This window comes from Kitasatospora sp. NPDC004531 (genome assembly GCF_053602195.1).
Genome location: NZ_JBSGDD010000019.1, coordinates 1 through 24,673, shown reverse-complemented (window position 1 = coordinate 24,673; position 24,673 = coordinate 1). Strand labels below are relative to the sequence as shown.

At 73.7% G+C, this 24,673-nt stretch carries 28 protein-coding genes and 1 pseudogene; 13 read left to right on the top strand and 16 right to left on the bottom strand.

Going from position 1 to position 24,673, the window contains the following annotated elements:
• Positions 1-27: 27 nt before the first annotated feature.
• The 5 genes and pseudogenes from ACWEMJ_RS11250 to ACWEMJ_RS11230 all read right to left on the bottom strand — a co-directional run bounded on the left by ACWEMJ_RS11250 (position 28) and on the right by ACWEMJ_RS11230 (position 3,378).
• The gene (locus ACWEMJ_RS11250; protein ID WP_452136740.1) at positions 28-507 is read right to left on the bottom strand and encodes a hypothetical protein; all 480 of its coding nucleotides are present in this window, start codon (positions 505-507) and stop codon (positions 28-30) included.
• A gap of 308 nt (positions 508-815) precedes the next feature.
• Entirely contained in the window at positions 816-1,319 is a 504-nt protein-coding gene (locus tag ACWEMJ_RS11245) for a hypothetical protein (protein WP_452136739.1), read from the bottom strand.
• Between the two features lie 68 nt (positions 1,320-1,387).
• Positions 1,388-2,156: pseudogene (gene istB / locus ACWEMJ_RS11240) on the bottom strand (IS21-like element helper ATPase IstB).
• Positions 2,153-3,076, bottom strand: coding sequence for a Mu transposase domain-containing protein (locus ACWEMJ_RS11235; protein WP_452136738.1), 924 nt, complete (start codon positions 3,074-3,076; stop codon positions 2,153-2,155). The pseudogene istB and the gene ACWEMJ_RS11235 overlap by 4 nt, the downstream one beginning before the upstream one ends.
• Complete coding sequence (locus ACWEMJ_RS11230) at positions 3,073-3,378, bottom strand: hypothetical protein (protein ID WP_452136737.1); 306 nt, start codon at positions 3,376-3,378, stop codon at positions 3,073-3,075. Before ACWEMJ_RS11230 ends, ACWEMJ_RS11235 begins: the two co-directional genes overlap by 4 nt.
• Before the next feature lie 280 nt (positions 3,379-3,658).
• Here ACWEMJ_RS11230 and ACWEMJ_RS11225 point away from each other — a divergent pair, with 280 nt between their 5' ends.
• Positions 3,659-3,958: a hypothetical protein gene (locus ACWEMJ_RS11225; protein WP_452136736.1), complete on the top strand. Its 300-nt coding sequence runs from the start codon at positions 3,659-3,661 to the stop codon at positions 3,956-3,958.
• Between the two features lie 206 nt (positions 3,959-4,164).
• Here the strand turns inward: ACWEMJ_RS11225 and ACWEMJ_RS11220 are convergent, their stop codons facing one another.
• Entirely contained in the window at positions 4,165-4,962 is a 798-nt protein-coding gene (locus tag ACWEMJ_RS11220) for a GNAT family N-acetyltransferase (protein ID WP_452136735.1), read from the bottom strand.
• 380 nt (positions 4,963-5,342) lie between these two features.
• On the opposite strand from ACWEMJ_RS11220, the gene ACWEMJ_RS11215 reads away from it, so the two are divergent.
• The 3 genes from ACWEMJ_RS11215 (at position 5,343) to ACWEMJ_RS11205 (ending at position 9,427) form a co-directional block, all read left to right on the top strand.
• On the top strand, positions 5,343-5,834 hold the full coding sequence (locus ACWEMJ_RS11215; protein ID WP_452136734.1) for a YfbM family protein: 492 nt from the start codon (positions 5,343-5,345) through the stop codon (positions 5,832-5,834).
• A 126-nt stretch (positions 5,835-5,960) separates the two neighbouring features.
• Positions 5,961-7,598 carry an alkaline phosphatase D family protein gene (locus ACWEMJ_RS11210; RefSeq protein ID WP_452136733.1) on the top strand — a complete coding sequence of 546 codons (1,638 nt, stop codon included), beginning with the start codon at positions 5,961-5,963 and terminating at the stop codon, positions 7,596-7,598.
• Positions 7,599-7,747: 149 nt separating this feature from the next.
• A complete protein-coding gene (locus tag ACWEMJ_RS11205; RefSeq protein WP_452136732.1) occupies positions 7,748-9,427 on the top strand; it encodes a SpoIIE family protein phosphatase in 1,680 nt (559 codons plus the stop codon).
• A 78-nt stretch (positions 9,428-9,505) separates the two neighbouring features.
• Here ACWEMJ_RS11205 and ACWEMJ_RS11200 read toward each other — a convergent pair whose 3' ends face one another.
• From ACWEMJ_RS11200 to ACWEMJ_RS11185, 4 genes are all read right to left on the bottom strand, one after another.
• Positions 9,506-10,702, bottom strand: coding sequence for a serine hydrolase domain-containing protein (locus ACWEMJ_RS11200; protein WP_452136731.1), 1,197 nt, complete (start codon positions 10,700-10,702; stop codon positions 9,506-9,508).
• Between the two features lie 142 nt (positions 10,703-10,844).
• Positions 10,845-11,603, bottom strand: a complete 759-nt coding sequence (locus tag ACWEMJ_RS11195; protein WP_452136730.1) for a methyltransferase domain-containing protein — start codon at positions 11,601-11,603, stop codon at positions 10,845-10,847.
• Positions 11,604-11,675: 72 nt separating this feature from the next.
• Positions 11,676-11,975, bottom strand: coding sequence for a hypothetical protein (locus ACWEMJ_RS11190; protein WP_452136729.1), 300 nt, complete (start codon positions 11,973-11,975; stop codon positions 11,676-11,678).
• A gap of 91 nt (positions 11,976-12,066) precedes the next feature.
• Positions 12,067-12,789 (bottom strand): TetR/AcrR family transcriptional regulator, encoded by a 723-nt coding sequence (locus ACWEMJ_RS11185; protein ID WP_452136728.1) that lies wholly within the window; start codon positions 12,787-12,789, stop codon positions 12,067-12,069.
• A 147-nt stretch (positions 12,790-12,936) separates the two neighbouring features.
• Here ACWEMJ_RS11185 and ACWEMJ_RS11180 point away from each other — a divergent pair, with 147 nt between their 5' ends.
• The 4 genes from ACWEMJ_RS11180 (at position 12,937) to ACWEMJ_RS11165 (ending at position 17,368) form a co-directional block, all read left to right on the top strand.
• A complete protein-coding gene (locus ACWEMJ_RS11180) occupies positions 12,937-14,115 on the top strand; it encodes an FAD-dependent monooxygenase (protein WP_452136727.1) in 1,179 nt (392 codons plus the stop codon).
• Positions 14,116-14,157: 42 nt separating this feature from the next.
• The gene (locus ACWEMJ_RS11175; RefSeq protein WP_452136726.1) at positions 14,158-14,709 is read left to right on the top strand and encodes a GNAT family N-acetyltransferase; all 552 of its coding nucleotides are present in this window, start codon (positions 14,158-14,160) and stop codon (positions 14,707-14,709) included.
• A gap of 218 nt (positions 14,710-14,927) precedes the next feature.
• Entirely contained in the window at positions 14,928-15,668 is a 741-nt protein-coding gene (locus ACWEMJ_RS11170) for an ABC transporter ATP-binding protein (RefSeq protein ID WP_452136725.1), read from the top strand.
• Positions 15,665-17,368 carry a hypothetical protein gene (locus ACWEMJ_RS11165; RefSeq protein ID WP_452136724.1) on the top strand — a complete coding sequence of 568 codons (1,704 nt, stop codon included), beginning with the start codon at positions 15,665-15,667 and terminating at the stop codon, positions 17,366-17,368. Before ACWEMJ_RS11170 ends, ACWEMJ_RS11165 begins: the two co-directional genes overlap by 4 nt.
• 8 nt (positions 17,369-17,376) lie before the next feature.
• Here ACWEMJ_RS11165 and ACWEMJ_RS11160 read toward each other — a convergent pair whose 3' ends face one another.
• Genes ACWEMJ_RS11160 through ACWEMJ_RS11145 form a run of 4 tightly spaced genes read right to left on the bottom strand, consistent with a single transcriptional unit; the run spans position 17,377 to position 19,792 of the window.
• Entirely contained in the window at positions 17,377-17,595 is a 219-nt protein-coding gene (locus ACWEMJ_RS11160; RefSeq protein ID WP_452136723.1) for a hypothetical protein, read from the bottom strand.
• Between the two features lie 57 nt (positions 17,596-17,652).
• On the bottom strand, positions 17,653-18,342 hold the full coding sequence (locus ACWEMJ_RS11155) for an alpha/beta fold hydrolase (RefSeq protein WP_452136722.1): 690 nt from the start codon (positions 18,340-18,342) through the stop codon (positions 17,653-17,655).
• A complete protein-coding gene (locus ACWEMJ_RS11150; protein ID WP_452136721.1) occupies positions 18,339-18,815 on the bottom strand; it encodes an ester cyclase in 477 nt (158 codons plus the stop codon). The genes ACWEMJ_RS11155 and ACWEMJ_RS11150 overlap by 4 nt, the downstream gene beginning before the upstream one ends.
• Before the next feature lie 26 nt (positions 18,816-18,841).
• Entirely contained in the window at positions 18,842-19,792 is a 951-nt protein-coding gene (locus ACWEMJ_RS11145; RefSeq protein ID WP_452136808.1) for an NADP-dependent oxidoreductase, read from the bottom strand.
• Between the two features lie 118 nt (positions 19,793-19,910).
• On the opposite strand from ACWEMJ_RS11145, the gene ACWEMJ_RS11140 reads away from it, so the two are divergent.
• The gene (locus ACWEMJ_RS11140) at positions 19,911-20,399 is read left to right on the top strand and encodes a MarR family winged helix-turn-helix transcriptional regulator (RefSeq protein ID WP_452136720.1); all 489 of its coding nucleotides are present in this window, start codon (positions 19,911-19,913) and stop codon (positions 20,397-20,399) included.
• Here ACWEMJ_RS11140 and ACWEMJ_RS11135 read toward each other — a convergent pair whose 3' ends face one another.
• The gene (locus tag ACWEMJ_RS11135; protein WP_452136719.1) at positions 20,400-21,104 is read right to left on the bottom strand and encodes a type 1 glutamine amidotransferase domain-containing protein; all 705 of its coding nucleotides are present in this window, start codon (positions 21,102-21,104) and stop codon (positions 20,400-20,402) included.
• A 173-nt stretch (positions 21,105-21,277) separates the two neighbouring features.
• Between ACWEMJ_RS11135 and ACWEMJ_RS11130 the strand changes: the two genes are divergently transcribed.
• Positions 21,278-21,646, top strand: coding sequence for a hypothetical protein (locus ACWEMJ_RS11130; RefSeq protein WP_452136718.1), 369 nt, complete (start codon positions 21,278-21,280; stop codon positions 21,644-21,646).
• A 3-nt stretch (positions 21,647-21,649) separates the two neighbouring features.
• Here the strand turns inward: ACWEMJ_RS11130 and ACWEMJ_RS11125 are convergent, their stop codons facing one another.
• Positions 21,650-22,291: a TetR/AcrR family transcriptional regulator gene (locus ACWEMJ_RS11125; RefSeq protein WP_452136717.1), complete on the bottom strand. Its 642-nt coding sequence runs from the start codon at positions 22,289-22,291 to the stop codon at positions 21,650-21,652.
• 202 nt (positions 22,292-22,493) lie between these two features.
• Between ACWEMJ_RS11125 and ACWEMJ_RS11120 the strand changes: the two genes are divergently transcribed.
• From ACWEMJ_RS11120 to ACWEMJ_RS11110, 3 genes are all read left to right on the top strand, one after another.
• Positions 22,494-23,180: an ArsR/SmtB family transcription factor gene (locus ACWEMJ_RS11120; protein WP_452136716.1), complete on the top strand. Its 687-nt coding sequence runs from the start codon at positions 22,494-22,496 to the stop codon at positions 23,178-23,180.
• Positions 23,181-23,540: 360 nt separating this feature from the next.
• The gene (locus ACWEMJ_RS11115; RefSeq protein WP_452136715.1) at positions 23,541-23,924 is read left to right on the top strand and encodes a hypothetical protein; all 384 of its coding nucleotides are present in this window, start codon (positions 23,541-23,543) and stop codon (positions 23,922-23,924) included.
• A gap of 161 nt (positions 23,925-24,085) precedes the next feature.
• Positions 24,086-24,673: WXG100-like domain-containing protein (locus ACWEMJ_RS11110; RefSeq protein ID WP_452136714.1), on the top strand; the 588-nt coding region annotated here is incomplete at its 3' end.

Here is a 24,673-nt window from a genome sequence, read left to right as displayed (position 1 = left end):
ACAGGCACTGATGTCACACCTGCGGAATCACAAGCGGGTGATCAGGAGCGCGGAGACAAGCAGAGCCAAGGCATGCAGAGCTTGATCAGCCAAGTACATCCCACTGAGCCCGGCCGTCCGCAGGTTGGCGAAGTCCGGCGAGCCGGCGTGCTGCAGCAGCCACCGCACCGGCCAACGTCGATCCAGCACGGCATGGTTGGCCGCCGACCACGCAAAGCCGGCGGCCAGCCCGGTCACGGACAGTGGGAACGGGATGAACAGCCATACCAGGGCGAGAAGTGCGGCCATGACGAGGTGGTACTGGCCGACGTGTGCCAGGCAGGCCATCCAACCCCGGCGCGGACTCACCCCGGCGGACACGTCCTCGGCGCTCGGCGCACCCTTGTTCGCGGCCTGGTGGTCGCTCTGGCCGAGTACGTGGTCCGCGACGTTGTGACCAACGGCCAGCACAGCCCAGACGGAACCGAACGTCGCCAAGGTGGTGATCTGATCGATCGACGTCGTCATGCCGTCACCCCCGAGAGTGCATTCCGAGTCGCAACGTCGACGCCCGCCAACCGAGACACCCGAACAGAATCTCGGGCGGACCGCGCTCGGCGAATGCCCCCGAAAGCGAGACGCCGACGAAGGTGGACACGGCCTTTGCCGCGCTAATCCAGTGTTCGACGACGGCGTGCCGTGGGTGGCCGGGGCTGGCGGCGGTCGGCGGGTGCGAGGCGATCGGCCCGCACGACGTTGTCCGCGTACTTGTTGAAGTGCTCAGCCCAGTTCAGATGAACGTGCTCAGCAAGATGGAGGCTTGATAGCGGCTGTCGTTAGCGCTCCCGCTGACCAGCCGGTGCGTTCGGTCGGTGCCATTCGCTCTCCGGGGGCACCCCGTCCGGCCAGGCGAAGCGCAACTCTCCGTCCATCGCGGCGACTAGCCACTGGGCGAAGGTGATCCCTTGCCGCCAACAGTCTCCGTCTGCGTTGGACCACATCGCGCCGTCCGGGTCGCGGAAGTCGATCATCGACCACATCGTGCAGCCCCAGTCGTAGAGGGGCACGACACCTGCAGGAATGCGCCCGCTGGGATCTGGCCCGTTCTCGTAGGGCACTGCGATGTGCTCCTGCCACGACCCCACATCGACTGGCGGGACCCCGTCGATAGGGCCGAAGCCGCCGTTGGACACCTCCGTGTAGAGACGCCGGAGAAGCGTGGGGAAGGCGAACCCGATGACACGTTCCGCCTCGGCAACGGCCTCCGGCGGGGCTGGCGGGGGCGCCTGCCGTTCCCGGGCGATCCTTCGGAAGGCTTCAATGATCTCGTCATCGGTCACCCGGTGATCGTATGAGCTGGCTCGAACAGTTGAAGCCGGTCCTCCAACGCGACGAATGCGCGTGTGGGTCAGGCCACCTCGCTGTCGCGTTCGATGGCGGCGGGGCGGTTTTTCAGCCGGTAGCTGGGTCCGTTGATGGAGACCACTTCGCAGTGGTGGAGGAGCCGGTCGAGGATGGCGGTGGCGAGGACCTCGTCACCGAAGACCTGGCCCCACTCGCTGAAGGTCTTGTTCGAGGTCAGGATGATCGATCCCTTCTCGTAGCGCTTGGAGATCACCTGGAAGACCAGGTTCGCCTCGGCGCGTTCGAGAGGCTGGTAGCCGACCTCGTCGACCACGAGGACGCTCGGCCGCAGGTAGGTGCGGAGCTTGCTGGTCAGCCGGCCTGCGGTCTCCGCTGCCTTGAGGTGTCCGACCATGTCGTCGAGGCTGGTGAAGTAGATCGAGAATCCCGCCCGGCAGGCGGCAACTGCCAGAGCGACGGCAAGGTGGGTCTGCCGACCCTGGGCGGCCCGAGCAGGGCAGCCTTGGCCTTGGCCTCAACGAAGGAGAGGGTGGCGAGGTCCTTGATCTTGCGGGGGTCGAGCTCGGGCTGGAACGAGAAGTCGTAGTCGTCGAGCGCTTGTGGTGTGGCAGCTTCGACAGCCGCAGGTTCTGGCGGAAGCGGCGGTCGTCGCGGACGCCGAGTTCTTCGCTCAGGACGAGGTCGAGGAAGTCGAGGTAGCCCATCTTCGCCTCGTCCGCTCGCTAGGCGTACTGGTTCAGGCCGTCGGCGAGGTGGGGCAGGCCGAGCTTGGCGGCCGTGGTGCGGATGCGGGTGCCGACCAGCTGGCTCAACGGGACTCCCTCGTCGCGGAGTTGGTGGTGACGGGACGGTTTCCGGTCAGCTCGTCATAGACCGACAGCGGCCTGCGGCCGACCTCGACGTGGGCGGCGGAGGCCGGGCTCAGCAGAGCCTGCAGCGGGCTGGTCTCCTCGACCGCGGAACGATCGCGCCGGGGCCGGGGAAGGACATCCCCCGTGGTGACCCGGCGGGTGTCACCCTTCGGCAGACCGTCCCGGTGGCGTTCGTCGACGACGCGGGTGCCGCGGCCCACCGCCCGAGGATGGATGGCCAGCAGTGTGTTGCCGTTCGCGTCGGGGACAGTGGCGTGGAGCATCACCTGGGACTCCGTGGCCCTGATCTCGACCAGCCGACGGGCACGGACCCTGCGGGCAGGCACCGAGTAGAGGTTGGCGTCGAAGGCGACCAGGCAGTCCTTGCCGACCTGCCGCAGGTGCCGCTGCGTGACGATGTAGGGCGTTCTCGGCATCGGCCGCAGAGCCATGTGGTCCCGGACCGCGCGTAGGCCGATGAACTCCCCGTGGGTGCCGTGGACACGGGATCGCCGCAGCGGCACCCAGGCCGTGAACGCGGCGTCGAGCTCCTCGATCGAGGAGAACGCCCGGCCGGCCAGGACGTGGTCACGGACGATGGCGACCTGCCGCTCGACCCGGCCCTTGCCCTGCGGCCGGTAGGCGGCGAGCACGTCGAAGTCGTAGTGGCCGGCGAACGCCACCGCCTCGGGGAGAGAGAGTGGGACAGCCTCGCCCGGAGCGACGTGCCGACGGACGACGGTCTTGGTGCGGTCGTAGACGATGCTCATCGGCAGCCCGCCGAAGTGCGCGAACGCCTGGCAGTGGCAGTCGAAGAACGTCGCGAGGTCCTGGCTGATGGTGAAGCAGCAGAACGGGTCGCGCGAGTACGACAGCGTCATGTGGAACGAGTAGACGCGCGGGATCCGACGTGGGCGAGGACCTTGCCCTCGTCGCCCCAGTCGACCTGGGCTTGGGCGCCGGGAACGACCTCGAACCGGCGGTGCAGGCCGGCCAGCTCGCCTGGGCTGATGTCGAGCTCCTCGGCGATCCGGGGCCTGGCCTCCTGCAGGTAGATCTTCACGCGCTGGTAGTTGCCCGTGAACCCGTACTCGCTGGCCAGCCGCTCGTGGACGACCGCCCCCTTGATCAGGATCTCGGACCGCAGCATCGCGTCGATCAGCGGCGCGACCTCGTCCACCATCCGTTGCGGGCCTGCCCGTTCGACATCCGGCGGGGCGGCGCGACCGGCCTTGGGCGGAGAGGTACTTGTGGACCGTGCGGCGGTTCAGCCCGGTCTCCTTCGAGATCTCCGACAGGCTCATCGCCCCGGACTCGAACAGACCGCGAAACCGCCGGAGTTCCAACCATCGATGCGGATCCAAGACCATCGTCAGCCGCCCTCCGCCACCCGAACAGGCCACACAGCAGACTGCCGAACGAAAACTCTCCGCACCTCAGGAACTGGGCACTTTCACTCGCACGTGGCTGAGCACATTCACACGTACGCCGACAGACGTCCCGCGAGCTGGTCCGCCGCGACGGCGGCCGTGCACTTGCCGCCGTCCGGCGGGCCTGCCCGGTTCGGGGCGGGCGAGCAGGACCGGTTCCCGTACGGCCGGTGCCGCACCGCGGAGTCGCTGGTGGCGACGCTCGGCACCAAGGCGGGCCTGCTGGTGCTGCCCAAGCCCGAGCAGGGGGTGCGGGCGGGGTGGCCGGAGACTGCGGCGGGTGGGTTCGTCCTGTCGATGCTGACGGGGGTGCTGTGGGCGCGGCGGCTGTGAATGCCGTCAGGGGCGCGGAAGTTCCTCGTTGGGCGGGCTGGGGTGCCTGGGGCGGGGGTCGGTTCGGTCAGGGTGTCGGTCCTGCTCGCCCTTCGGGCGGTGCGGCGCGGCTGCGGGGGAGTGCCTTCGGGGTGTCGGGCCGGGCGGTGGCGGGTCGAGGCAGTCCGCGTCCGGTGGCTGTGGTGGGGGTCGGCGGGCGGGTGGTGTCAGGACGGTTGCTCGTGCAGCGGGACGGCGTAGACCGGCTCCGGGCCGAAGGACGTGAAGCCGAGTCTGCGCAGGATCGGGCCGGAGGTGGTGGGGTTGGCCTTGACCAGGGCCAGGTGTGCGCCGTGGGCCACCGCGTAGGAGAGGCGGGCGGCGAGGATCGCGCGGTACACGCCGCGGCCCCGCCAGGGCGGGGTGACCACGCCGCCGGAGAGGCGGGCGACGCCGTCGACGATCGAGACGCCGCCGGTGCCGACGGGTTCGTCGCCCACGTAGGCGACCAGCAGGCCGCCCCGGCCGGCCGGGACGGTGCCGGTGTTCTTCGCCGCGACCGCCTCGATCCGTTCGGCGGGCGGGAGTTCGCCGCGGAAGCCGGCGGCCTCGATGGCGAGGCCGTGCCGGGCGGTGGGGGCGTCGGTGGCCCAGCGCACCGAGACGTCCGCCGTCGGCGGCTTCGAGCGGGGCGGCCCGGCGGTCAGGTCGGCGGCCAGGATCTCCAGTTCGAGCTTCACCCGGCCGCCGCGGGCGGCCAGTTCGGCGGGCAGGCCGGGCGGGTCGCCGATCAGCACCTGCCAGTCGAGCGCGGGCACCCCGAACGTCCGGGCCCGCGCCACCACCGCGTCCACCGCCCGGTCGAGCGGGCGGGTCGGGGTGAAGGAGACCACCGAGAGGTCGAAGGCGACGTACTCGGGCAGGCGGACCATGGTGAACTCCGGCTCCGCGACGACCTCGGCGTCGTCCGGCATCCACACCCAGGCCGCACCGGCGGCGGCGACATCGGCAGCTGACAGGCTCATGCGGGGGAGCGTACCGGCGGCTGGCCGCGGCGCGGGCCGCGCCCGACTGGTTGTCCCGTTCCGGAGGGGCGTCCGCCGGACCTGCTGTCACTGTTCGTGCGGGCCGGGGGCGGTGGTCCGCTCCGGGTAGGGGCGGTGAGCTCGTCGACGGCCTGGCGGGAGTGGACGAGGCGCATGAGTAGGAGGCGAAGAAGTGCATGTGCGCGGATTCGGTGGAGGTCGGGGTGCGGCTGCCGGACCGGGCGGGGCCGGAGGCGGGCGCGGGCCGGGTCGCGGTAGAGGCGTCCGTGACGACCCGGTCGGAGGGAGGGGAGCAACTGGCCGCGCCGGGGTGTCGGTGTCGTCTGCTTGGGTCTGCGGTACGGAGAGGAGGCGTCGAAATGGCGTGTCGGGGAGTGCTGTTCGCGCTGGCGGCGGACGAGCGGGCGCGGCTGGTGGCGTGCGGCGGGGACGAGGGCGTGCTGGCGCTGGTGGAGGAGGTGGAGGAGCGCTGGGACGAGCCGTGGCTGTGCGAGGTGGACAAGGCGTGGGACGCGCTGCACCGCTGCCTGACGGACGGTCGGCTGGAGTACGGGAACGGGGAGTTCCCGCTGTCGCACGTGATCCTGGGCGGGCGGCCGCTGCACGACGGTGAGGACTACGTGGTCTGCTACGTGGACCCGGAGCAGGTGCGGGCGGTGGCGGCGGCGCTGGAGCAGGTCGACGAGGGGTGGCTGCGCAAGCGGTACGCGGAGCTGGAGTTCGAGGACTACCAGGGCGTCCGGGGCGAGCAGGACCTCGGGTACACGGTGTGCTTCCTGCCGGAGCTGCGGGAGTTCTACCGGCGCGCGGCCGAGGGCGGGCGGGCGGTGGTGTTCACCGTCGACCAGTGACGGCTGCCTTCACGATTTTGCCATCAGATGATCATTCGTTTGCCGGGGCGATGACCACGGGCGGACCACCGGGACGGGTCGGATGTGCTTCGCACACCCGCCCGTCCAGCGAAAGGCGCCCGTCCGATGAGCAGCAGTGCCGACCGTCCCACGCCCGACCAGCAGTTGCGGGCCGCCGCCGCCCGGCTCGACCGGCGGCGGTTCCTGACCGTCACCTCGGCCGCCGCCGCGCTCGCGTTCGGCGTCAACCTGCCGAGCGCGTCCGCCGAGGAGAACGAGCTCGCGCCGCGCGTCCTCACCGAGAACCCGTTCACGCTGGGCGTCGCCTCCGGCGACCCGCTGCCGGACGCCGTGGTGCTGTGGACCCGGCTCGCGCCGCGCCCGCTGGAGCCGGGCGCGGGGCTGCCGCCGACCGGGAACATACGGGTCGGCTGGGAGATCGCCCGGGACGAGCGGTTCCGCCGCGTCGAACGGCGCGGCACCGCACGGGCGCACGCCGAGTTCAACTGGTCGGTGCACGTGGACGCGGACGGCCTGGAGGCGGGCCGCGCGTACTGGTACCGGTTCACCGTCGGCCAGTGGAGCAGCCCCGTCGCCCGCACCCGCACCGCCCCCTCGCACGGCCGCAAGCTGGACAGTACGAAGATCGGGCTGGTGTCCTGCCAGGCGTACGAGGACGGCTACTTCACCGCCTACCGCCACCTCGCGGACGAGGACCTCGACGCGGTGTTCCACGTCGGCGACTACATCTACGAGTACGCCATCGACTCCGCCGGCGGCGACCGCAAGTACACCGACCGCGTGCTGCCCGCCGCCCTCGGCCACGAGACCGCCACGCTGGAGGACTACCGGCTGCGCTACTCGCTCTACAAGGCCGACCCCGACCTGCAGGCCGCGCACGCCGCCCACCCCTGGTACGTCACCTGGGACGACCACGAGGTCGAGAACAACTACGCCGCCGGCGTCCCCGAGAAGAACCAGGACCCGGCCCCGTTCATCGCCCGCCGCGCCGCCGCCTACCGCGCCTACTGGGAGAACCAGCCGCTGCGGATGCCCAAGCCCAACGGCACCGAACTGACCCTCTACCGCCGCTTCCAGTACGGGAAGCTCGCGCAGTTCGACATCCTCGACACCCGCCAGTACCGCGACGACCAGGCCAACGGCGACGGCTGGCAGTACCCCACCCCCGAGTCCGACAACCCGAAGCGCAGCCTGATGGGCGCCACCCAGGAACGCTGGTTCGCCGACGGGCTGCGGCACTCCAAGGCGCTGTGGAACGTGGTGCCGCAGCAGGTGGTGTTCTCCCGCCGCAAGAACACCACCGCCGCCAGCTCCAAGCTCTCCATGGACGCCTGGGACGGCTACCCCGCCGCCCGCGAGCGCTTCCTGACCGCCGTCGAACAGGCCGGCGTCAAGAACCTGGTGCTGCTCACCGGCGACGTCCACGTGGCCTACGCGCTCGACGTCAAGCGGAACTTCGACGACCCGAACTCCCGCACCGTGGGCGTCGAGTTCGTCGGCACCTCGATCAGCAGCGACGGCGACGGCGCGGCCCACCCGTCCAACTGGGCGACGCTGACCGCCGCCAACCCGCACATGAAGTTCTACGACGGCCGGCGCGGCTACACCGTGGTCACCCTCGACCGCCAGCACGCCCGCGCCGACTTCCGCGCCGTCAGCCACATCACCCGCCCCGGCGGCACGCTGCTCACCGCCGCGTCCTTCGTCACCGAGGCCGGCAACCCGGGCATCAAGCCCGCCTGAGAGACCGCCCGACGGCTCGTCCGCGGGCCGGGGGCCATTCGTGGAGACACCGCGCAGGCCCCGGCCCGGGACCGGCCGCCGTTCCCGGGGAGCGGCGGTGCGTGATCTACTGGCCCGGCGTGCTACGTCTCAGGCGGAGGGCAGGTTCAGTGCGAGGGCAGGGATCGGCCGCGCCCGGGCCGGGCGCGGTGCCGGCGGTCGGGGACCTCGGCGGCTACCTGGTGGACGAGGCCGGACGGATCGTCGCCGTCAACGACCGGGCGCTGGAGCTGCTGCGGCTCACCGGCGCGGACGTGCTCGGCCGCGACCACCACGAGCTGCTGCACCGCGACGCGAGCGGGAACACCGGCCCCCGGGCGCTGTGCCCGCTGATGGACGCGGTGCTGTCGCGCGCCGCGTGCAGCGGCGCGGGCGTGTGGTTCGCGCGCGGCGACGGTGGGCTGCTGGCGGTGCGCTGGACGGCCACCCCCCAGCCGGTGCCGGGCGGCGCGGGCACCCTGGTGCTGTTCCACCCCGGCCGCGCGGAGGACCCGGACGCCGCCGGGGCGCTGCCGCAGCTCGAACGCCTCGCGCTGCTCGCCGAGACCACCACCTCGCTGACCTCGACGATGAACGAACAGGAGATGGTGGACCGGCTGGCCCGCCTGGTGCTGCCGAGGCTGGCGGACTGGATGGTGGTGGACCTGATCGCCGAGGGCGGCGACATCCGCCGCACCCGCGTCGTCGAGGACCGCGACGGCGAGGTCGTCCGGCACCCGGAGCTGGAGGGCCCGATCCCCGCCGTCACCGCGCAGTCGCCGCTGCCGCTGTCGCGGGCCCTGCGCGGGAGCGCCGCGTCCCTGGTCGGGCCGCAGGTCTACGAGGGCGAGCCGGACTCCGGGCTCGCCGTGGTCCAGCACGACCTGTTCGCCGCCACCGGCATGCACTCGGCCGCGATCGCCCCGATCCGCGGCGCCCGCGAGGTCCTCGGCGCCCTCACCCTGGGGCGCGCGGCCAACCCGGTGCCCTTCCACACCCGCGACCTGTCACTGCTGGAGGACATCACCCGGCGGGCCGGCCTGGCGATCTCCAACTCGCGGCTCTACCAGCGCCAGCGCCGGGTCGCCGAGACCATGCAGCGCCACCTGCTGCCCCGCCTCCCCGACGTGCCGGGCGTCGAACTGCACGCCGGCTACCTGCCCGCGCCGGACGCCTCCCAGGTCGGCGGCGACTGGTACGACGCGTTCACCCTGCCCGGCGACGCCACCGGCCTGGTGATCGGCGACGTGGTCGGCCACGACCTGGAGGCCGCCGCCCGGATGGCCCAACTGCGCAACATGCTGCGCGCCCTGGCCTGGTCCGAACGCGACCTGCCGAGCGTCCTCGACCAGCTCGACCACGCGATGGCCCGCGCCACCGACCTGTCCTCCGCCACCCTCGTCCTGGGCCGACTCACCCACGACCCGGACGACGGCTGGCAGTGGGAGTGGACCAACGCCGGGCACCCGCCGCCGCTGCTGATCACCCACGACGGCCGCGCCGAGTACCTCAAGGCCCCGCACAGCGTGCTGCTCGGCACCGGCGTCCCGCTCACCCGGGGCCGCGGCAGCGTCGGGCTGCCGCCGGGCTGCACCCTGCTGCTCTACACCGACGGCCTGGTCGAATCCCGCTCCGCCGGCGTCGGCCCCGGCCTCGACCGCCTGCGCCGCCACGCCGCCGCACTCGCCCACCACACCCTCGAAGCCCTCTGCGAACGCCTCCTCGACGAAGTCCGCCCCCCGGACAACGACGACGACGTCGCCCTCCTCGCCCTGCGCGTCCCGGCCCCCCGCCCCACTCAGGCGCCGTAGCGGCGCCGACAGGCCGCGAGGCCGTGCCGGGCACGACGGGGGCCGCCCCGGGCGGGGCGGCCGTATGCGACGGGTCGGTCAGGAGGTGGGGGTGGGGCCGCAGAAGGTCAGGTCGATCAGGGTGAGGACGGCCGGGGTCAACTCGGCGCCCTTGTCGGGGTCGTAGGGGTTGGCCGAGACGGCGAGCTGGCGGGTGCCGGTGCGGGTGCCGAAGAGGTAGGTGACGTAGCCGTGGATGCCGCCCGGGTGGCCCCAGACGTCGCCGCAGGACAGGCGCAGCTGCATCAGGCCCAGGCCGTAGCGGGTGGGGGGCTGTTCGTCGGCCGCGACGGTGGTGGTCATCTCGGCGAGCTGGGCCGGCGGGAGCAGGCGGCCGCCGAGCAGGGCCGCGTGGAAGCGGGCCAGGTCGTCGGTGGTGGAGATCAACTCGCCTGCGGCGCCCGCCATCGACGGGTTCAGCTCGGTGATGTCGGCGGGGCCGTCGGACAGCGCCAGGTAGCCGTGGCTGTGCGGGCCGGGGACGGCGGTGGCGGTGCCCGGGAGGAAGGTGTGCCGCAGGCCGAGCGGCCGGAGCACGCGGCGGTCCACCTCGGTGCGCCAGTCGTGGCCCGTCACCTGCTCGATCAGCTCGCCGAGCACCAGGTAGTCGGTGTTCGAGTAGTGCCAGCCCCGGCCGGGCGCGAAGTACGGGTCGTGCGAGACGCCGACGGCGATCAGGTCGCGGGGCGTGAAGGTCTGCCACCGGTCGGTGGCGAGCAGCCGGCGCAGCGCGTCCTCGGACTCGTACGCGAACCGCGGGTCCTCCAGGAAGTCGAACAGCCCGGCGGTGTGGTTCATCACCTGGCGGACCGTGATGCCCGCGCCGTTCGGGACCAGGCCCGGCAGGTGGCGCTCGATCGGGTCTTCCAGGCCGAGGCGCTGCTCGGCGACCAGCTGGAGGAGGACGGTGGCGACGAAGGTCTTGGTGACGCTGCCCGCCCTGAACTCCCCTTCCACCGGCGCGGGTTGCCCCGTGGCGAGGTCCGCGACGCCCGAGGTGCCGCGCCACACCGTACGCCCGTGGTCGCGCACCTCGGCGACCGCGCCGCTCGCACCGGCCCGCGTCGTCAGGGCGTCCAGGCCCTGCTGGAGCGCGCCCCGCTGCGGCACCGGCGCCGCACCCGCCGCCGGCGCGAGGGCGAACACCGAGGCGCCCGCCACGACCAGGGACGCGGCCAGGCGCAGCGCGGATCGGCAGCTCGCGGATCGGTAGCTCGCGGATCGGTAGCTCTTCATACGAATCTCCTTCGACAGACGTTCCGGTCGGAAGGGGTTCGTCGCCCGACAGCCTCACCGCTGCGCCGCCCGCGCGGCATCCGCCGCCGGGAGGAGGGCGCGGCGCGGAAAGTGGTCCTGCGGGGGGAAGGCAGCGGGGCGCTCAGGGCTTGCGGGCCTCGATCAGGGTGCGGGACATGGTGGAGACGAACGGCCCTTCGCGGCCGATCAGTTCGTGCAGGTCGCGCAGGCGCTCGCGGTGGCGGTCGACGGAGAAGCCGGGCACCGTCCAGATCACCTTGCGCAGAAACCACGCCACCGCGCCGACGTCGAAGAACTCCAGCCGCAGCCGCTCGTTGCGGCACTGCACCACCTCCAGCCCGGCCGCCCGGGCCCGCGCCGCCTCCACCTCGGGCTCGCGGTCGTCGCCGACCTCGAACGGGCCGAGGAAGAACGTGCTCAGCTCGACGTTGGTGCGCCCGCCGACGTGCTGCGCGAAGTAGCTGCCGCCGGGGGCGAGCACCCGGGCGAGCTCCGGCCAGTGCACGGTGGCGGGATGACGGCTGGTCACCAGGTCGAAGGCGCCGTCCGCGAACGGCAGCGGCGCGTCCTCGGGGGCGGCCACCAGCACCGCGCCGAGCGGGTGCAGCAGGCGCGTCGCCCTCGCCGCGTTCGGCGGCCAGCCCTCGGTGGCGACCATGGTGCGCGGGAAGTTCGCCGCCCCGGCGCCGGCCAGCACCTCGCCGCCGCCGGTCTGCACGTCCAGCGCCGCCGAGGCCGCGGACAGCCGCTCGCCCAGCAGCCGCTGGTAGCCCCAGGAGGGCCGCTGCTCGGTGGCACGGCCGTCCAGCCAGGAGAAGTCCCAGCCGTCGACCGGGGCGGACTCGGCCTCGGCGAGGAGGTCGTCGAAGGAACGGTTCATGCCGGGCATCCAAACACGCGGACGCCGCGCCGGACGAGCGGTTTCGGGCGGCCGCGCGGCGCCCGGCCGGGCTCAGCGTTCGTCGGCCAGCACCGCGAGTTCGCACAGGCGGGTGAAGTACTCGCGGGCCTCGGCGTCCTCGGCGAGCTCGGGGAGGATGCGGTGCACGGTGGCGATGCCGTTGCGCAGGGCCTGGTGGCGGCGCTGGTCGAGGGGGCCGGTCAGAGCGGCGGAGACGCAGCCCGCCAGGTGGCTGTCGAGCAGGACCAGGTCCTCGCCGGCGGGGGCCTGCCGGTAGCAGCTGCGCGGGAAGGGCAGGGTGAGGAAGTCCTGCCACAGCCGGGCCAGCGGGTCGGGATGCGTGTCGCTCATGGCGTCGATGATGCCCGAGCGAACAGCGGTCGCCCCACCCCGCCCCGGCCGGGGGACGAACAGTCGAGGTACAAAGGGAATTGACGCTCCGTCAGGCCGGGTCGTCCGGGCGGCGGCGTTCGATCAGGGCGGCCAGGCCGTCCAGGATCCGCTCGATGCCGAAGTCGAGGGCGTTGTCGCGGCCCCCGCCCGGCTCGGCCATCGCGGCGGCCAGCGCCGGGTAGCGCTCCGCGTGCTCCGTCACCAGCCCGCCGAGCGCGCGCAGCAGCTCCGCCTCCGGCGAGCCCGCGCGGGACTGCCGCTGCTGGGCGGCGATCGCCCGGACGTGGCCGACCAGCAGCACGGCCGCGTCCATCCGCTCCGCGCCGCTCAGGCCGTGGCCGTCCAGGGCCGCCACCACCCGTTCCAGCCAGGCCAGTTCGCGCGGGCCGGTGAGCCGGGGCCCGGCGGACAGCGCGTCCAGCACCCAGGGGTGGGCGGCGAACAGCGCGGCCATCCGGTGCGCCCAGTCGGCGAGTTGCGCCCGCCAGGGGGCCGGGCTCGGCGGCGGGGGCTCGCCGACGGTGTGCTCGACCATCAGCGCGATCAGTTCCGCCTTGCCCGGGACGTACCGGTACAGCGACATCTTGGTGTAGGCCAGCAGCCCCGCCACCCGCTGCATGGACACCGCCGCCAGGCCCTCGGCGTCCGCGATCTCGATCCCGGCCCGGGCGATCGCCTCCAGGCTGAGGGCCGGCTTCGGCCCCCGGGTCGGGCGGGCCGGCGGGCCCCACAGCAGCCGCACCGCGGCGTCCTGCTCCGACTGCCCGCCCATGCGCCCTCCCTGATGCCGCGTCGGGACGCTTGCGCCCGAACAGAAACTGCGTCTACCGTACACAGCAGCAAACAGTGTCCGCGAGACACACTTTTTGCTCCGGGCCCGGGGAGGGCCCGTCGGAACAGCTCCGAGGGGGAGACAACCGTGCAGATCCTGATCTCCGGCGCCGGCATCGGCGGACCGGCGCTCGCCCACTGGCTCGGCCGCCACGGCCACCGCCCCACCGTCGTCGAACTCGCCCCCGCGCTGCGGCCCGGCGGGCAGGCCGTCGACTTCCGCGGCCCCACCCACCTGACGGTGCTGCGGCGGATGGGCGTGCTCGACGAGCTCCGCGCGCTCGACACCGGCGGCAGCCCGATGACCTTCACCGACCGGCACGGCCGCGTCCGGCTGCGCCTGCCCGCCGAATTCGCCGGCGGCGAGATCGAGATCCCGCGCGGCGAACTCGCCCAACTCCTGTACCGGCACAGCGAATCCACCACCGAGTACCGGTTCGGCGACACCGTCACCGCGCTCCACCAGGACGACCGCGGCGTGCACGTCGAGTTCCGGCACGGCCCCGCACGCCGCTTCGACCTGGTGATCGGCGCCGACGGCCTGCACTCCCGGATCCGCGCCCTCGCCTTCGGACCCGAACAGGACTACGTGCGCCACCTCGGCTACTACGCCGCCACCTGGCAGTTCCCCAACCGGCTCGGCCTGCCCGCCGGCAGCACCGGCGTCAACACCCCCGGCCGGCTCGCCGCCGCCGGCGCCGACCCCCGCGACCCGCGCCGCGCCGGGGCGTTCCTGCTGTTCGCCGCACCGCGGCTCGACCACGACCGGCACGACACCGACGCCCTCAAGTCCCTGCTGCGGCAGCGCTTCGCCGACCTCGGCGGCCCCGTGGCGCAGCTGCTGGACGGCCTGCGCGACGCCGACGACCTCTACTTCGACTCGATCAGCCGCGCCGACGTGCCCAGCTGGTCGACCGGCCGGATCGCGCTGCTCGGCGACGCCGCCTGCGGCGCCACCATCGGCGGCATGGGCACCGGCACCGCGCTGGTCGCCGCGTACGTCCTGGCCACCGAACTCGCCCGCGCCGACGGCGACCACCGCGCCGCCTTCACCCGCTACGAGCAGACCGTGCGCCCCTACGCAGAACGCTGCCAGCGCGGCGGCGACCGCACCGGCCCGTTCCTCGCCCCGCGCACCACCGCCGGCCTGCGCACCCGCGACGCCCTGCTCGGCCGGCGATGGCTCCTCGACCGGATGCTGCGGCTCGGCCAGGACGTCGCCACCATGGAGCTGCCCGAGCCCCTCCGGGCGAGCCCGGCGCGGTAAACGGGTTGCCCGCGTCCGCGCGGCTCGCCGAAGATCACGCCCATGGAACACGTCATCCGCACCACCACCGTCGAGGACTGGCAGCAGACCAAGCAGCTCCGGCTGGACGCCCTGCGCGACCCGGTCGCCCACATCGCCTTCCTGGAGACCTACGACAACGCCGCCGCCAGGCCCGACGAGATCTGGCAGCAGCGCGCCGCCGGAGCGCGCGGCGAGCTGATCACCCAGCAGTTCGTCGCCGAGCGGCCCGACGGCGGCCTCGACGGGTCGGTGACGGTGATGATCGAACGGGCCGGCCGGCAGGACGTCCTCGGCGGGCGGATCGAGGTCGACCAGGCCCACCTGGTCGGCGTGTTCGTCCGCCCCGAGCAGCGCGGCACCGGACTGGCCCGCGCCCTGTTCGACGCCGCGATCGCCTGGGCGCACGCACTCGACGAGCCCGCGATCTCCCGCGTCCGGCTGTACGTGCACCAGGACAACGAACGCGCCGAGGCGTTCTACCGCAAGCTCGGCTTCGTCCGCAGCGGGCACAGCGCACCGGTGCCGGGCGAGGAGTCCGCGATCGAGAACGAGCTGGTGCTGCTCCGGGACTGAGCGCGGCTCAGCGTCCCGCCGTCGGGCGGCGGGCGCGGGCGCTGCGCCAGGCCGCCGGGGCCATGCCGATCCGCCGCTCCGGGCGCCGGCGCGGCGACCGGCCGGAGCTCGGCCCGCCGCGGTCGGCCACCCGGCCCGACCGCGCGGGGGCGGCCCGAACGTGGCGTGGGGGAGCGGGCCATACTTGGGCGATCCACTCGTCGAGAGGCGTCGCCCCCATGGCCAACAACTCCGCCGCGCCGCGCCCCGCCGCGCGCCCGGCACTGCTGCGACTCACCGGCGTGAGCCGGTCGTACGGCGCCCGGGAGGTGCTCCACCCCGTCGACCTCGACCTGGCGGCCGGCGAGTGCGTGGCGCTGCTCGGACACAACGGCTCCGGCAAGTCGACGCTGCTGCGGATCGCCGCCGGCCGCGACCTGCCGACCGCCGGAACCGTCCGGTTCGACGGCCTGGCGATGAACGAGAACGACCCCCGGATCCGGGCCCGGGTCGCCGTCGTCGGCGACACCGTCGCCTGCTACCCCGACCTGACGGTGCGGGAACACCTGCTGCTGGTCGCCGTCGCCCACGGCGTCGCCGACGCCGCCGACTGGGTCGAACAGGTCCTGGAGATGCGCGCGCTCACCGAACGGGCCGACGCCCTGCCCTCCGCCCTCTCCTCCGGCCAGCACCAGGCCCTGCTGCTGGCCTGCGCCCTGGTCCGCCCCCGCGACCTGCTGCTGCTCGACGAACCCGAACAGCGCCTCGACCCGGAGGCACGACGACGGCTCGCCGACCTGCTGAAGGCCGAACTCGCCGACGGCGTCGCGGTGTTGCTGGTCACCCACCACACCGACCTGGCCCGCGACGTCGCCGACCGGGTGATGGTGCTGGAGGACGGACGGGTCCTCCGGCAGGGCCCGCCCGACACCGTCCTCGGCGCCGAGGACACCCCCGGCGCACCGGCGGGCAACCGATGAGCCGCGAGACGGTGGCCGGGACGGTGGCCGAGTCGGCGCCCGAGGAGTGGACGGCCGACGACGACTGGACCGACGAGGCGCTCGCGCTGCTGCGCGCCCTGCGCGCACCGCACCGCCGCAGCCGGGCCAAGCAGGCCGCGTTCGCGCTCTACTGCACCGTGCTGATCGTGGTGATGTGGGGCGGCCTGCCCAGCCTCGGCCTCTTCGTGCACGCCTCGCTGGGCGCCGACTACACCGGACACGGACCCGACCTGCTCGCCGCGATGCCCGCCGGCATCGCCGCCGCCGGCCTCGCCACCGTGCTGCTCGCCGTCCGCGACGGACTGTGGCGCGGACCGGTCGTGCCGCCCCGCGCCACCACCGACTGGCTGCTCGCCCACCCCGTCCGGCAACGGCCCGTCCTGCGGCCGTGGCTGTGGCTGTCCTGCGGCCTCGCGGTCTTCCCCGGGCTGGTCGCCGCCGTCGCCGGCATGGTCGCGCTCGGCCTGACCGTCCGCGTAGGCCTGCCCGCCGCCCTCGGCTGGTGCCTGGTCGGCGCGGTCTGCCTGCCGCTGCTCGGCGTCTGCGCCGGCCTGCTGGTGCAGCACGACCCCCGGGCCGCGCACTGGGCGCGCCGGCTCACCCCCTGGGCGACCGTGCTGATCCTCGCCCTCGCCGCACAGAGCGCGCTGGCCGTCGCCGGGCACCCCGTCCGGTGGCTGGAACGCGTCGAGATGTGGTCCGGCCCGTGGGGCTGGGCCGCCCTCGCCGCCCTCGCCCCCACGCCCGCCGCCGCCCCGGGCGGCTTGCTCGCCGCCGTCCTGCTGACCGCGTCGGCCGCCGCCGCCCTGCTGTTCGCCGACCGGGCCGCCGCCACCCTCCCGCTGCCGCTGCTGCGCGAACGCGCCCGGACGGCGGCCGGGGTGCTGGCCGCGCTGCGGACGGTCGAACCGCGCGCCGCACGACTCGCCGTGAACGGCGCGTCCGGCGGCCGGCAGTTCCGGGTCCGGCTGCCCGCACCCCGCCGGCCCTGGCTGATCCTGTACTGGCGGGACGCGCTCGCGCTGCTTCGCGCACCCGCCCGGCTCGGGCGCGCCGTCCTGCTGACCGTCCCCGCCGTGCTCTGCGCGGTGCCGGCCGGCGACACCCCGGGCGTGGCGTCCTGGGCCGTGACCGTCCTCGCGCTGGCCTTCGGCTACCTCGCCGTCGCCCAACTCCTGGAGCCCGCGCGGGTGGAGACCGACGACGTCCGCCGGGCGTCCTGGTCGCCGTACCCGTTCGCCGGCCTGATGCTGCGCCACGCCGTGGTGCCCACCGTCCTCGGGCTCGTCCTGGCCACGGCGGGATCGGCGGCGGTGCTCGCGCTCGGCGGCGGGGCGGCCGCCTGGCTGGTACCCGCCGCCGTGCCGCCGCTGGTCGCCGCCGGCCTGGTGAACGCCTGCCGCGGCGCGGCCCGCCGCGACCTGCTCTACCGCTCGTCCGGGGCGGGCGGCAGCAGCGCCGTCGTGCTGTTCACCGCCTGGTACGCCGCCGGCCCGGCCGTCGCCGTCCCCGTCCTGGCGCTCCCGTTCTCGGCGGTCCTGCGCAGCGGCACGGCCGACGCCCTGCCGCAGTCACTGGCCGTCGCCGTGACGCTCGCCCTCACCCTCGCCCACTGGGCCCGGGCCCGGGCGACCCGCCTCCCGGCCCAGGCCCGCCCGGCGGTGGCCGAGCGGGCGTGACGGGCGCGTCAGGTGGTTCCGGCGCCGCTGTTGCGGGACGGGAAGAGGTCTGTCAGGGCCTCGACGGTAATGACGATGACCACGACGGCGGCGAAGACGGTCTGCACCTTCTTCGCGATCGTGCCGACGTGGCCCGCCCCGGCGGCCACGTCACCTGCCACGGCCCTGATGCGGGCCGCGTGTTCGCGCCACTTTCGCGTTCCGTCGCCGGTCGGTGTCCTGTCCATGGTTCCCCCCAGGGGTTCGAAGTGCGGCACCGTGGCAACGACCCCGGCCGCAGAAGGTCACCGTGGACAGCGTTCGGCGAGGAGGTCGGCCAGGGCCTCCGGGGCGGTGACCATCGCGTCGTGGCCGACCGGCAACTCGACGCCCTGCCAGCCGAATTGCTCGGCGATGCGGGGGAACGGCATCGGGCCGCCGGGGGTGCAGAGGACGGCGTGGCACGGGAGGGCGTCGACGGCTCCGGACAGGCGGGTGGGGTCGTGGAAGGTGCGCTGCGGGTGCGGGGTCAGCCGGGGTTCGAGCCGGCGGGCCTGCTCCGGGTCCGTCACGCCGACCGTGGCGGGCGGCGGGGCCGGCACCGAACCGTCCACCGCCGCCGCGTCGAGCCAGTCGACGAACCAGCCCGGCGCCAGGCCCGCCAGCGACTGCCCGTCGCGGCCCGCCCAGGCGTCGACCATGACCAGGCGGTCCACCCGTTCGGGCATCCGGTCGGCGGCCTCGCGGACCACCAGACCGGCGTAGCTGTGCCCGACCAGGACGACCTCCCGCAGCTCCTCGGCGCGCAACACGCCCAGCACGTCCTCGACATGGGTGCGCAGCCCGATCCCGGGGTCGAACAGGTGGGCCCGCTCGCCGAGGCCGGTCAGCGTCGGCGTGAAGACCTGATGCCCCGCCGCCCGCAGCCGCTCCGCCACCGGCCGCCAGCACCAGCCGCCGTGCCACGCCCCGTGCACCAGCACGTACGTCGTCATCGCGGGACCCCCTGGGAACGCTCCCGCCAGGCGGCGAACCGGGCCCCGGCGGCGTCGGTGGACAGGCCCAGCTGCTCGCACATCTGGTTCAGGTCGAAGAAGAACCGCTCGTGCGCGATCAGCCCGTTCCACACCCGCCAGTGGCAGGCGAACGGCAGCGCGTACGTCCGGCCGGTGGGTTCGATCCCGGCCAGCGGCCCGGCCATGGTCGCCCGGACGGTGCCGGCGCCGACCACCAGGCCGCCGGCGGCCTCGTTCAGGTACTCCAGCTCCACCCGGTAGTCCGGGAACGCCCGCAGGAAGCCCGTGAACTGCCGTGCGGCCTCCGCGACTCCGCGCGCGACGGCCTGGAAGGGGACGGTCTCGAAGACGACGTCCGGATGGCAGGCCGTCAACGCCGCCGGGACGTCGCCGCGGCTCTTGGCCTCCGCGTAGGCCCGGACGACCTCCGCCGCCGATCGCGGCACGGACACCTCGCGCTCCTCTCGGGGATGCCAGGTCATCGTCCGGCCCCGACCGGCTCGGCGACATCGAGCACGACCTTGCCGACGGTGCGGCCCTCCGCCACCACGCGGTGCGCCTCGGCGGCCCGCGCCAGCGGGAAGCGGCGGTCGACGTGCACCTTCAGCCGCCCGTTCCGGACCAGGTCGGCGAGCGCGTCGAGGCCCGCGCCGTCCGGGTCGACGAGGTATCCGGCGGCGCGCACGCCGAGTTCGGCGGCCCGCTCGTGCAGCCCGGGCGTCCAGGCCGCCTGGCCACTGACCAGGATGCCGCCCGGCCGCAGGCATTCGAGCGCCCGCAGCCCCGAGCGGCCGCCGAACATCTGGACCACCACGTCCACGTCGCGCACCGCGGTGGGCACGTCCGTGACGGTGCGGTCGACCGCCTCGTCCACCCCGAGACCGGCCAGGAACGCGTGCTTGGCCGCCCGGGCCGTACCGATCACCCGCGCCCCGAGCGCCTTCGCGACCTGGACGGCCAGGTGCCCCACGCCGCCCGCCGCGCCCGCCACCAGCACCCGCTGACCGGGCTCCACCCGGGCGACCTCGGTCAGCATCTGCCACGCCGTCAGCCCGGCCAGCGGCAGCGCGGCGGCCTCGGCGAAGCCCAACCCGTCCGGCATGCGGGCGAAGTGACGGGCCGGCGCGGCGGTGTACTCGGCGTACGCACCGGCCGCGCGCGGAAACCACGGCATGCCGAACACCCGGTCGCCGACCCGGAAGCGGGTCGTCCCGTAGCCGACCTCCTCCACCACGCCCGCGACGTCCCAGCCGTTGACGAACGGCAGCTCCAACACCCGGTTGTACGCGGTGCCTTGACGGGTGTACACGTCCACCGGGTTGACCCCGGCGGCGACCACCCTGACCAGCACCTCGCCGAACACCGGCTCCGGCGTCGGCATCTCGACCAGCGCCATGGACGCGCGGTCACCCCACTCGGTCTGCTGCATTGCGCGCACGACTCGCCCCCTCCTTCGGCCGGCCCGGCCGGCGGCTCCCGAACATACATACCGACAGCATGTATGTAAATGGTTGCCCGACGCACCGGAGGCCGGTAGCGTCACGATCATGACCACGGCACCCCGCACCGACCAGGCGCCCGCGAACCCTGCCGCCACCGACGACACGCTCGCCACCCAGCCGATCGGCTACTGGTGCGGCCTGACCCACGCGGCCGTCACCCGGCAGCTGCGCGACGCCATGGCCAGGATCGACGCCACCCAGCCGCAGTACTGGGTGCTCAATCGCGTCAACGGCGGCCCCACCGCGCCGAGTCGCGAGGAAGTCGCCGCACAGCTCACCCACCTCGCCGACGGGCCGCACGAAATCGCCCGCGCCGTCGACCAGTTGCTCCACCGCGGCTGGCTCCGCACCGACGACGACCGGCGCCTGCACCTCACCGACCCCGGGGAGAGCGCCCGACTGCGCCTGCGCGAACTGGCCACCGAGACGCGCGCCGTGGTCCACCGGGGCATCAGCGACGAGGAGTACGTGGCCGCCCTCAAGGTGCTGCGCACCATGCTGGCCAACGTCGAGGGCGCCGCCGGCCCGTCCTGACTACCCGCCCCCGGGGAGGGCCTTCAGCATGATCGTGGCCAGCGGGCCGGAGGACGCCGGATTCTGGCCGGTGTACAGGTTGCGGTCGACCACCGTGTACGGCTCCCACATCGGGCCGCGCGAGTAGTCCGTGGGCAGGTTCCTGACCTCGTCCTCCATGAGCCACCTGGCCCGGTCGGCGAAACCGACGCCCGCCTCCTCGTCGTTCGTGAACCCGGTGACGCGGTAGCCGGCGAACGGCGTGCCGCCCCGCTCGTCCCGGGTGGCGAGCAGCGCCGCCGGGGCGTGGCAGACCAGGCCGAGCGGCTTCCCGGACGCGAGCGCCCTCCTCAGCAGCAGCCCGGAATCGGCATCGCGCCAGAGGTCCTCCATCGGCCCGTGGCCGCCCGGGTAGTAGACCGCGTCGTAGCCGCCGAGGTCCACGTCCTTGATCGCGAGGGCGTGCCGGAGCTGCTCGGCCTCCTCGATGACGCCCTCCTGCCGGACGGACGCCTCCTCGCCCCCGGTGAAGCTCGGCCGCAGGCTCATCGTGTCGCAGACGGGCACGACACCGCCCGGGGTGGCGACGGCGACCTCGTGGCCGGCCCCGGTGAACACGCCGTACGGGCTGGTGAACTCCTCGGCCCAGTAGCCGGTGGGGTGCCGGTGGCCGTTCTTGAGCGTCCAGTAGCTCGCTCCGGTCAGCACGAAAAGGATCTTGGCCATGGGAGAACGCCTCTGAAGGTCGGAGGAATCTGCGGCCGGCGCGAGCGGTCCGGGCCGCCGGCGTCGTCCACCTGGAGCTTCACCTCGCGCCCGACCGACCGCCACTCCAGCCGCCGCATCCGGGCGACCGCGGCCGCCCCGCCGGGCCGCTCCGATCGGGCAGGATGAGCGGCGTGAACGCCAACCCGAACGCAGCGCTGGAAGACCTCGTCACCTTGCGCGGGAACCTCGACGACCTCGTGCGAGCCGCACGCGGCACCGACCCGTCGGCCCGCGCCGTCGTGGACCGCGCCGCCGTCGAGGCCGTGCTGGCCAGGGCCGTCGGCGGCGCGGTGGCCCGTGCGGAGCTCACCGCCTGGGCGCAGGCCGTGCACCTCCACGACGGCGTGGACCTCGAAGACGGCCATGAAGAGCTCGTCGCGCAGTTCCTCTTCGAGGCATCCACCCCGGAGATCTTCGAACCGGTCACACCCGAGTTCTGCCGCCGCTGGCTGGACCTGATCGGGACCTCGCGTGCGAAGTCGCCGAGTACGGAGGGCTGAACGTCAGGCCGTCCGGTCCCGGTGGGCGCAGCCCGGGGTGACGCGGCCGGCGGCACCGGCGAGCAGGAGGCCGAGTTGGGCCGAGGTGTCGCGCAGGGCGGTGTGTCGGTCGTCGGCGTGGGCGATGTCGAGGGCGCTCTCGCCGATCGCGCCGTAGAGGAGCGAGGTGAGCGGGGCCAGCGGGCGGGCGGGGAGGCAGCCGGCCTCGACGGCGAGGGAGAGACCGGTGCGCAACTGCTCCTTGCAACCGGCCTGGATGGTCCGCATGGTGTTCCGGTCGAGCGCCGCCGGGGCCTCGACCAGGGTGATCCGGCGTACGGCGGGTTCGAGCGACGACTCCAGCAGGGCCCGGCAGCCCGCGAACACGCCGTCCCACGGATCCGCCTCCGCCCGGAACGCCCGCCTGACGACGGCGGCCAGAGCCTTCTGCTCCGCCGTGTACACCTCGCGGAAGATCTCCTCCTTGTTGCCGAAGTGGTGGTAGAACGCGCCGCGGGTCACCCCCGCGCGCTCACAGATCGCCCCCAGCGAGGTGGCCGCGAACCCCTGCTCGACGAAGAACCCGCGAGCGACCGACAGCAGCGCGTCCGTGGTCGCCCTCGTGCGCTCCTGCTGAGTCCGGCGTGAACCCGTGCTCGTCGCCACTCTTCCAACCCCTCTCGGTCCGCGACCGGTCCGCGACCGGTCCGCGGCCCACGGAGAAACATACGCGGACGTTCCCGGGCCGGTGGCCCCGAGCCGGGCCGGCGGCCCCGAGCCGGGCCGGTGGGCCGCCGAGCGGCCGGTTCGCGGCGGGGGCGGAGAGTATCCTCTTCTCCATAGAATTACCGAGAAAGGGGCCGCAGCCATGGCGGACCGGGCCGCGAAAACCGAGCTCTACGAGGCGTTCGCCGCCACCGGGAAAGCCCTCTCCAGCGGCAAACGGCTCGAACTGCTCGACCTGCTGGCCCAGGGCGAACGCACCGTCGACGCGCTGGCGAAGGCCGCCGGACTCAACCTCACCACCGCCTCCGCGCACCTCCAGACCCTCAAGCAGACCGGCCTGGTCGCCACCCGCCGCGACGGCGTGCGCATCCACTACCGCCTCGCCGGCGCGGACGTCGCCCAACTCCTCGACCTGCTGCGCCGCGTCGCCGAACGCCACCAGGCCGCCGTCGCCCCCGCCCGCACCGCCTACCTCGGCCCCGAAACCGCCGACGAGCCCGACGCCGTCTCCCGCGAGGACCTGCTCACCCGCATCGCCGCCGGCCGCGCCGTCGCCCTCGACGTCCGCCCCGCCGAGGAGTACGCCGCCGGGCACATCCCCGGCGCCCTCTCCATCCCCGTCGAGGAGCTCGCCGAGCGGATCGGCGAACTCCCCGAGGACGCCGAGGTCGTGGTCTACTGCCGCGGCGCGTACTGCGCCCTCGCCTACGACGCCGTCCGGCTGCTCACCGCGCGGGGACGGCGGGCGATCCGGCTGGACGACGGGATGCTGGAGTGGCGCCTCGCCGAGCTCCCGGTGGACGCCGGCCCCGCAGGCGCGGCGGCCTGACGCCCCGGCATGTGACCGCAGCGTGTCAGGGGCGTGCGGAGCCCGTGAAGCCCGGGGGCGCGCTCGCGGCCGTGGCGGCGCGCGCGACTTGCGGACGCTTCGTCGACGGAACACCGTTGCCGATCAAGGGCGTTGAGGTCCGCACCGGTGAACGGGCGTGCTCGGGGCCGGGTCGCGCGACGGTGGAGGAGTGGTGACGAGCTTCCGTGCGCCCTGTCGACGGCATGGCTCGGCACTGATTCGGGCCCTATGATGCAGGGACGAAAATTGGACCCGCCGGCGTTGCAGCCGACCGGGGTCACGAACTCACGGGGCCGGCAGTGCGGACGGCGGCCCCGGCGTTCCGAGTCGGGGGCGGGCATGTCTCAGCAGATTGTGGTCGATTCGGGGAGCCTGCGGACCGAGGGCCGGAACATGGCCGCCGTCGGGCAGGACTTCCTCGCCGCCCTCGAATCCCTCTCGGGCCGGCTCGAAGCCCTCGAACAGGGCGACACGCCCCCCTGGGGCGACGACAGCCTCGGCGAGAAGTTCGGCATCGTCTACGAGGGCCTGCGGGACGGCATGAAGGAGTCGATGGACTCCCTCGGCACCCGGATCGGTGAGATCGGCGACAAGCTGCAGAGCATGGCCGACAAGCACGAGGCCAACGAGAGCCAGACCGAGGGCGACCTGCGCACCATGGAGGCCCGCGCGGGCGAACTCGGCGGCCAGATCGGCTCCTTGCAGCGGCCGCGGGTCTACTGACCCGTCCGTCCCGACGGGCGCGGCGCCGATGCCGCCGCCCGTCCCCTTGCCGTCGCGCTGGTTGACGGTCCGTCGGTCGAACCGGCCCGTTGGAGCCGGTCCGTCCGTTTGTTCTGTAGTTCGTTCCCGTGAGGCGCAGGGGGTTTGGCGAAGTGTCGCTGATGTTGCCGGACAGTGTCGAGTGGGTCCTGGAGATGCTCGGCTTCGACTGGCCGACCGCCGACGAGGACAAACTCCGGGAGTCCGCGCAGGTCTGGCGGGACTTCGCCGACCAGGTCGAGGAGCTCCACTACCGGGGCGCCGGCATCGCCAACAACGTGCTCGCCACCAACTCCGGCGACAGCATCGACGCCTTCGGCAAGACCTGGGAGAAGTTCTCCGGCGGCGGTTCGGACGGCTACCTCGCCGACGCCGCCATGGCCTCGCGCCTGATCGCCGCCGCGTTCGACGCGGCGGCCGTCATCGTGGTCACCTGCAAGATCGCCGTGATTGCGCAACTGGTGGCGCTGGCGGTCGAGTTGATCGCCGCGCAGGCGGCGGCGCCGTTCACGCTGGGTCTGTCGGAGCTGGGCGCGGCGGGCGCGACGGCGGCGACCAAGATGATCGTCCGACGGCTGCTCAAGGAACTCCGTGAAGCGCTGATGGAAGCGATCATGGAGACCCTGAAGGAGCCGGCCGTCTCGGCGATCCAGGGCATGATCAGCGACCTGATCGCGCAGACCGTCAACCAGGGCTTCGGCGCGCAGAAC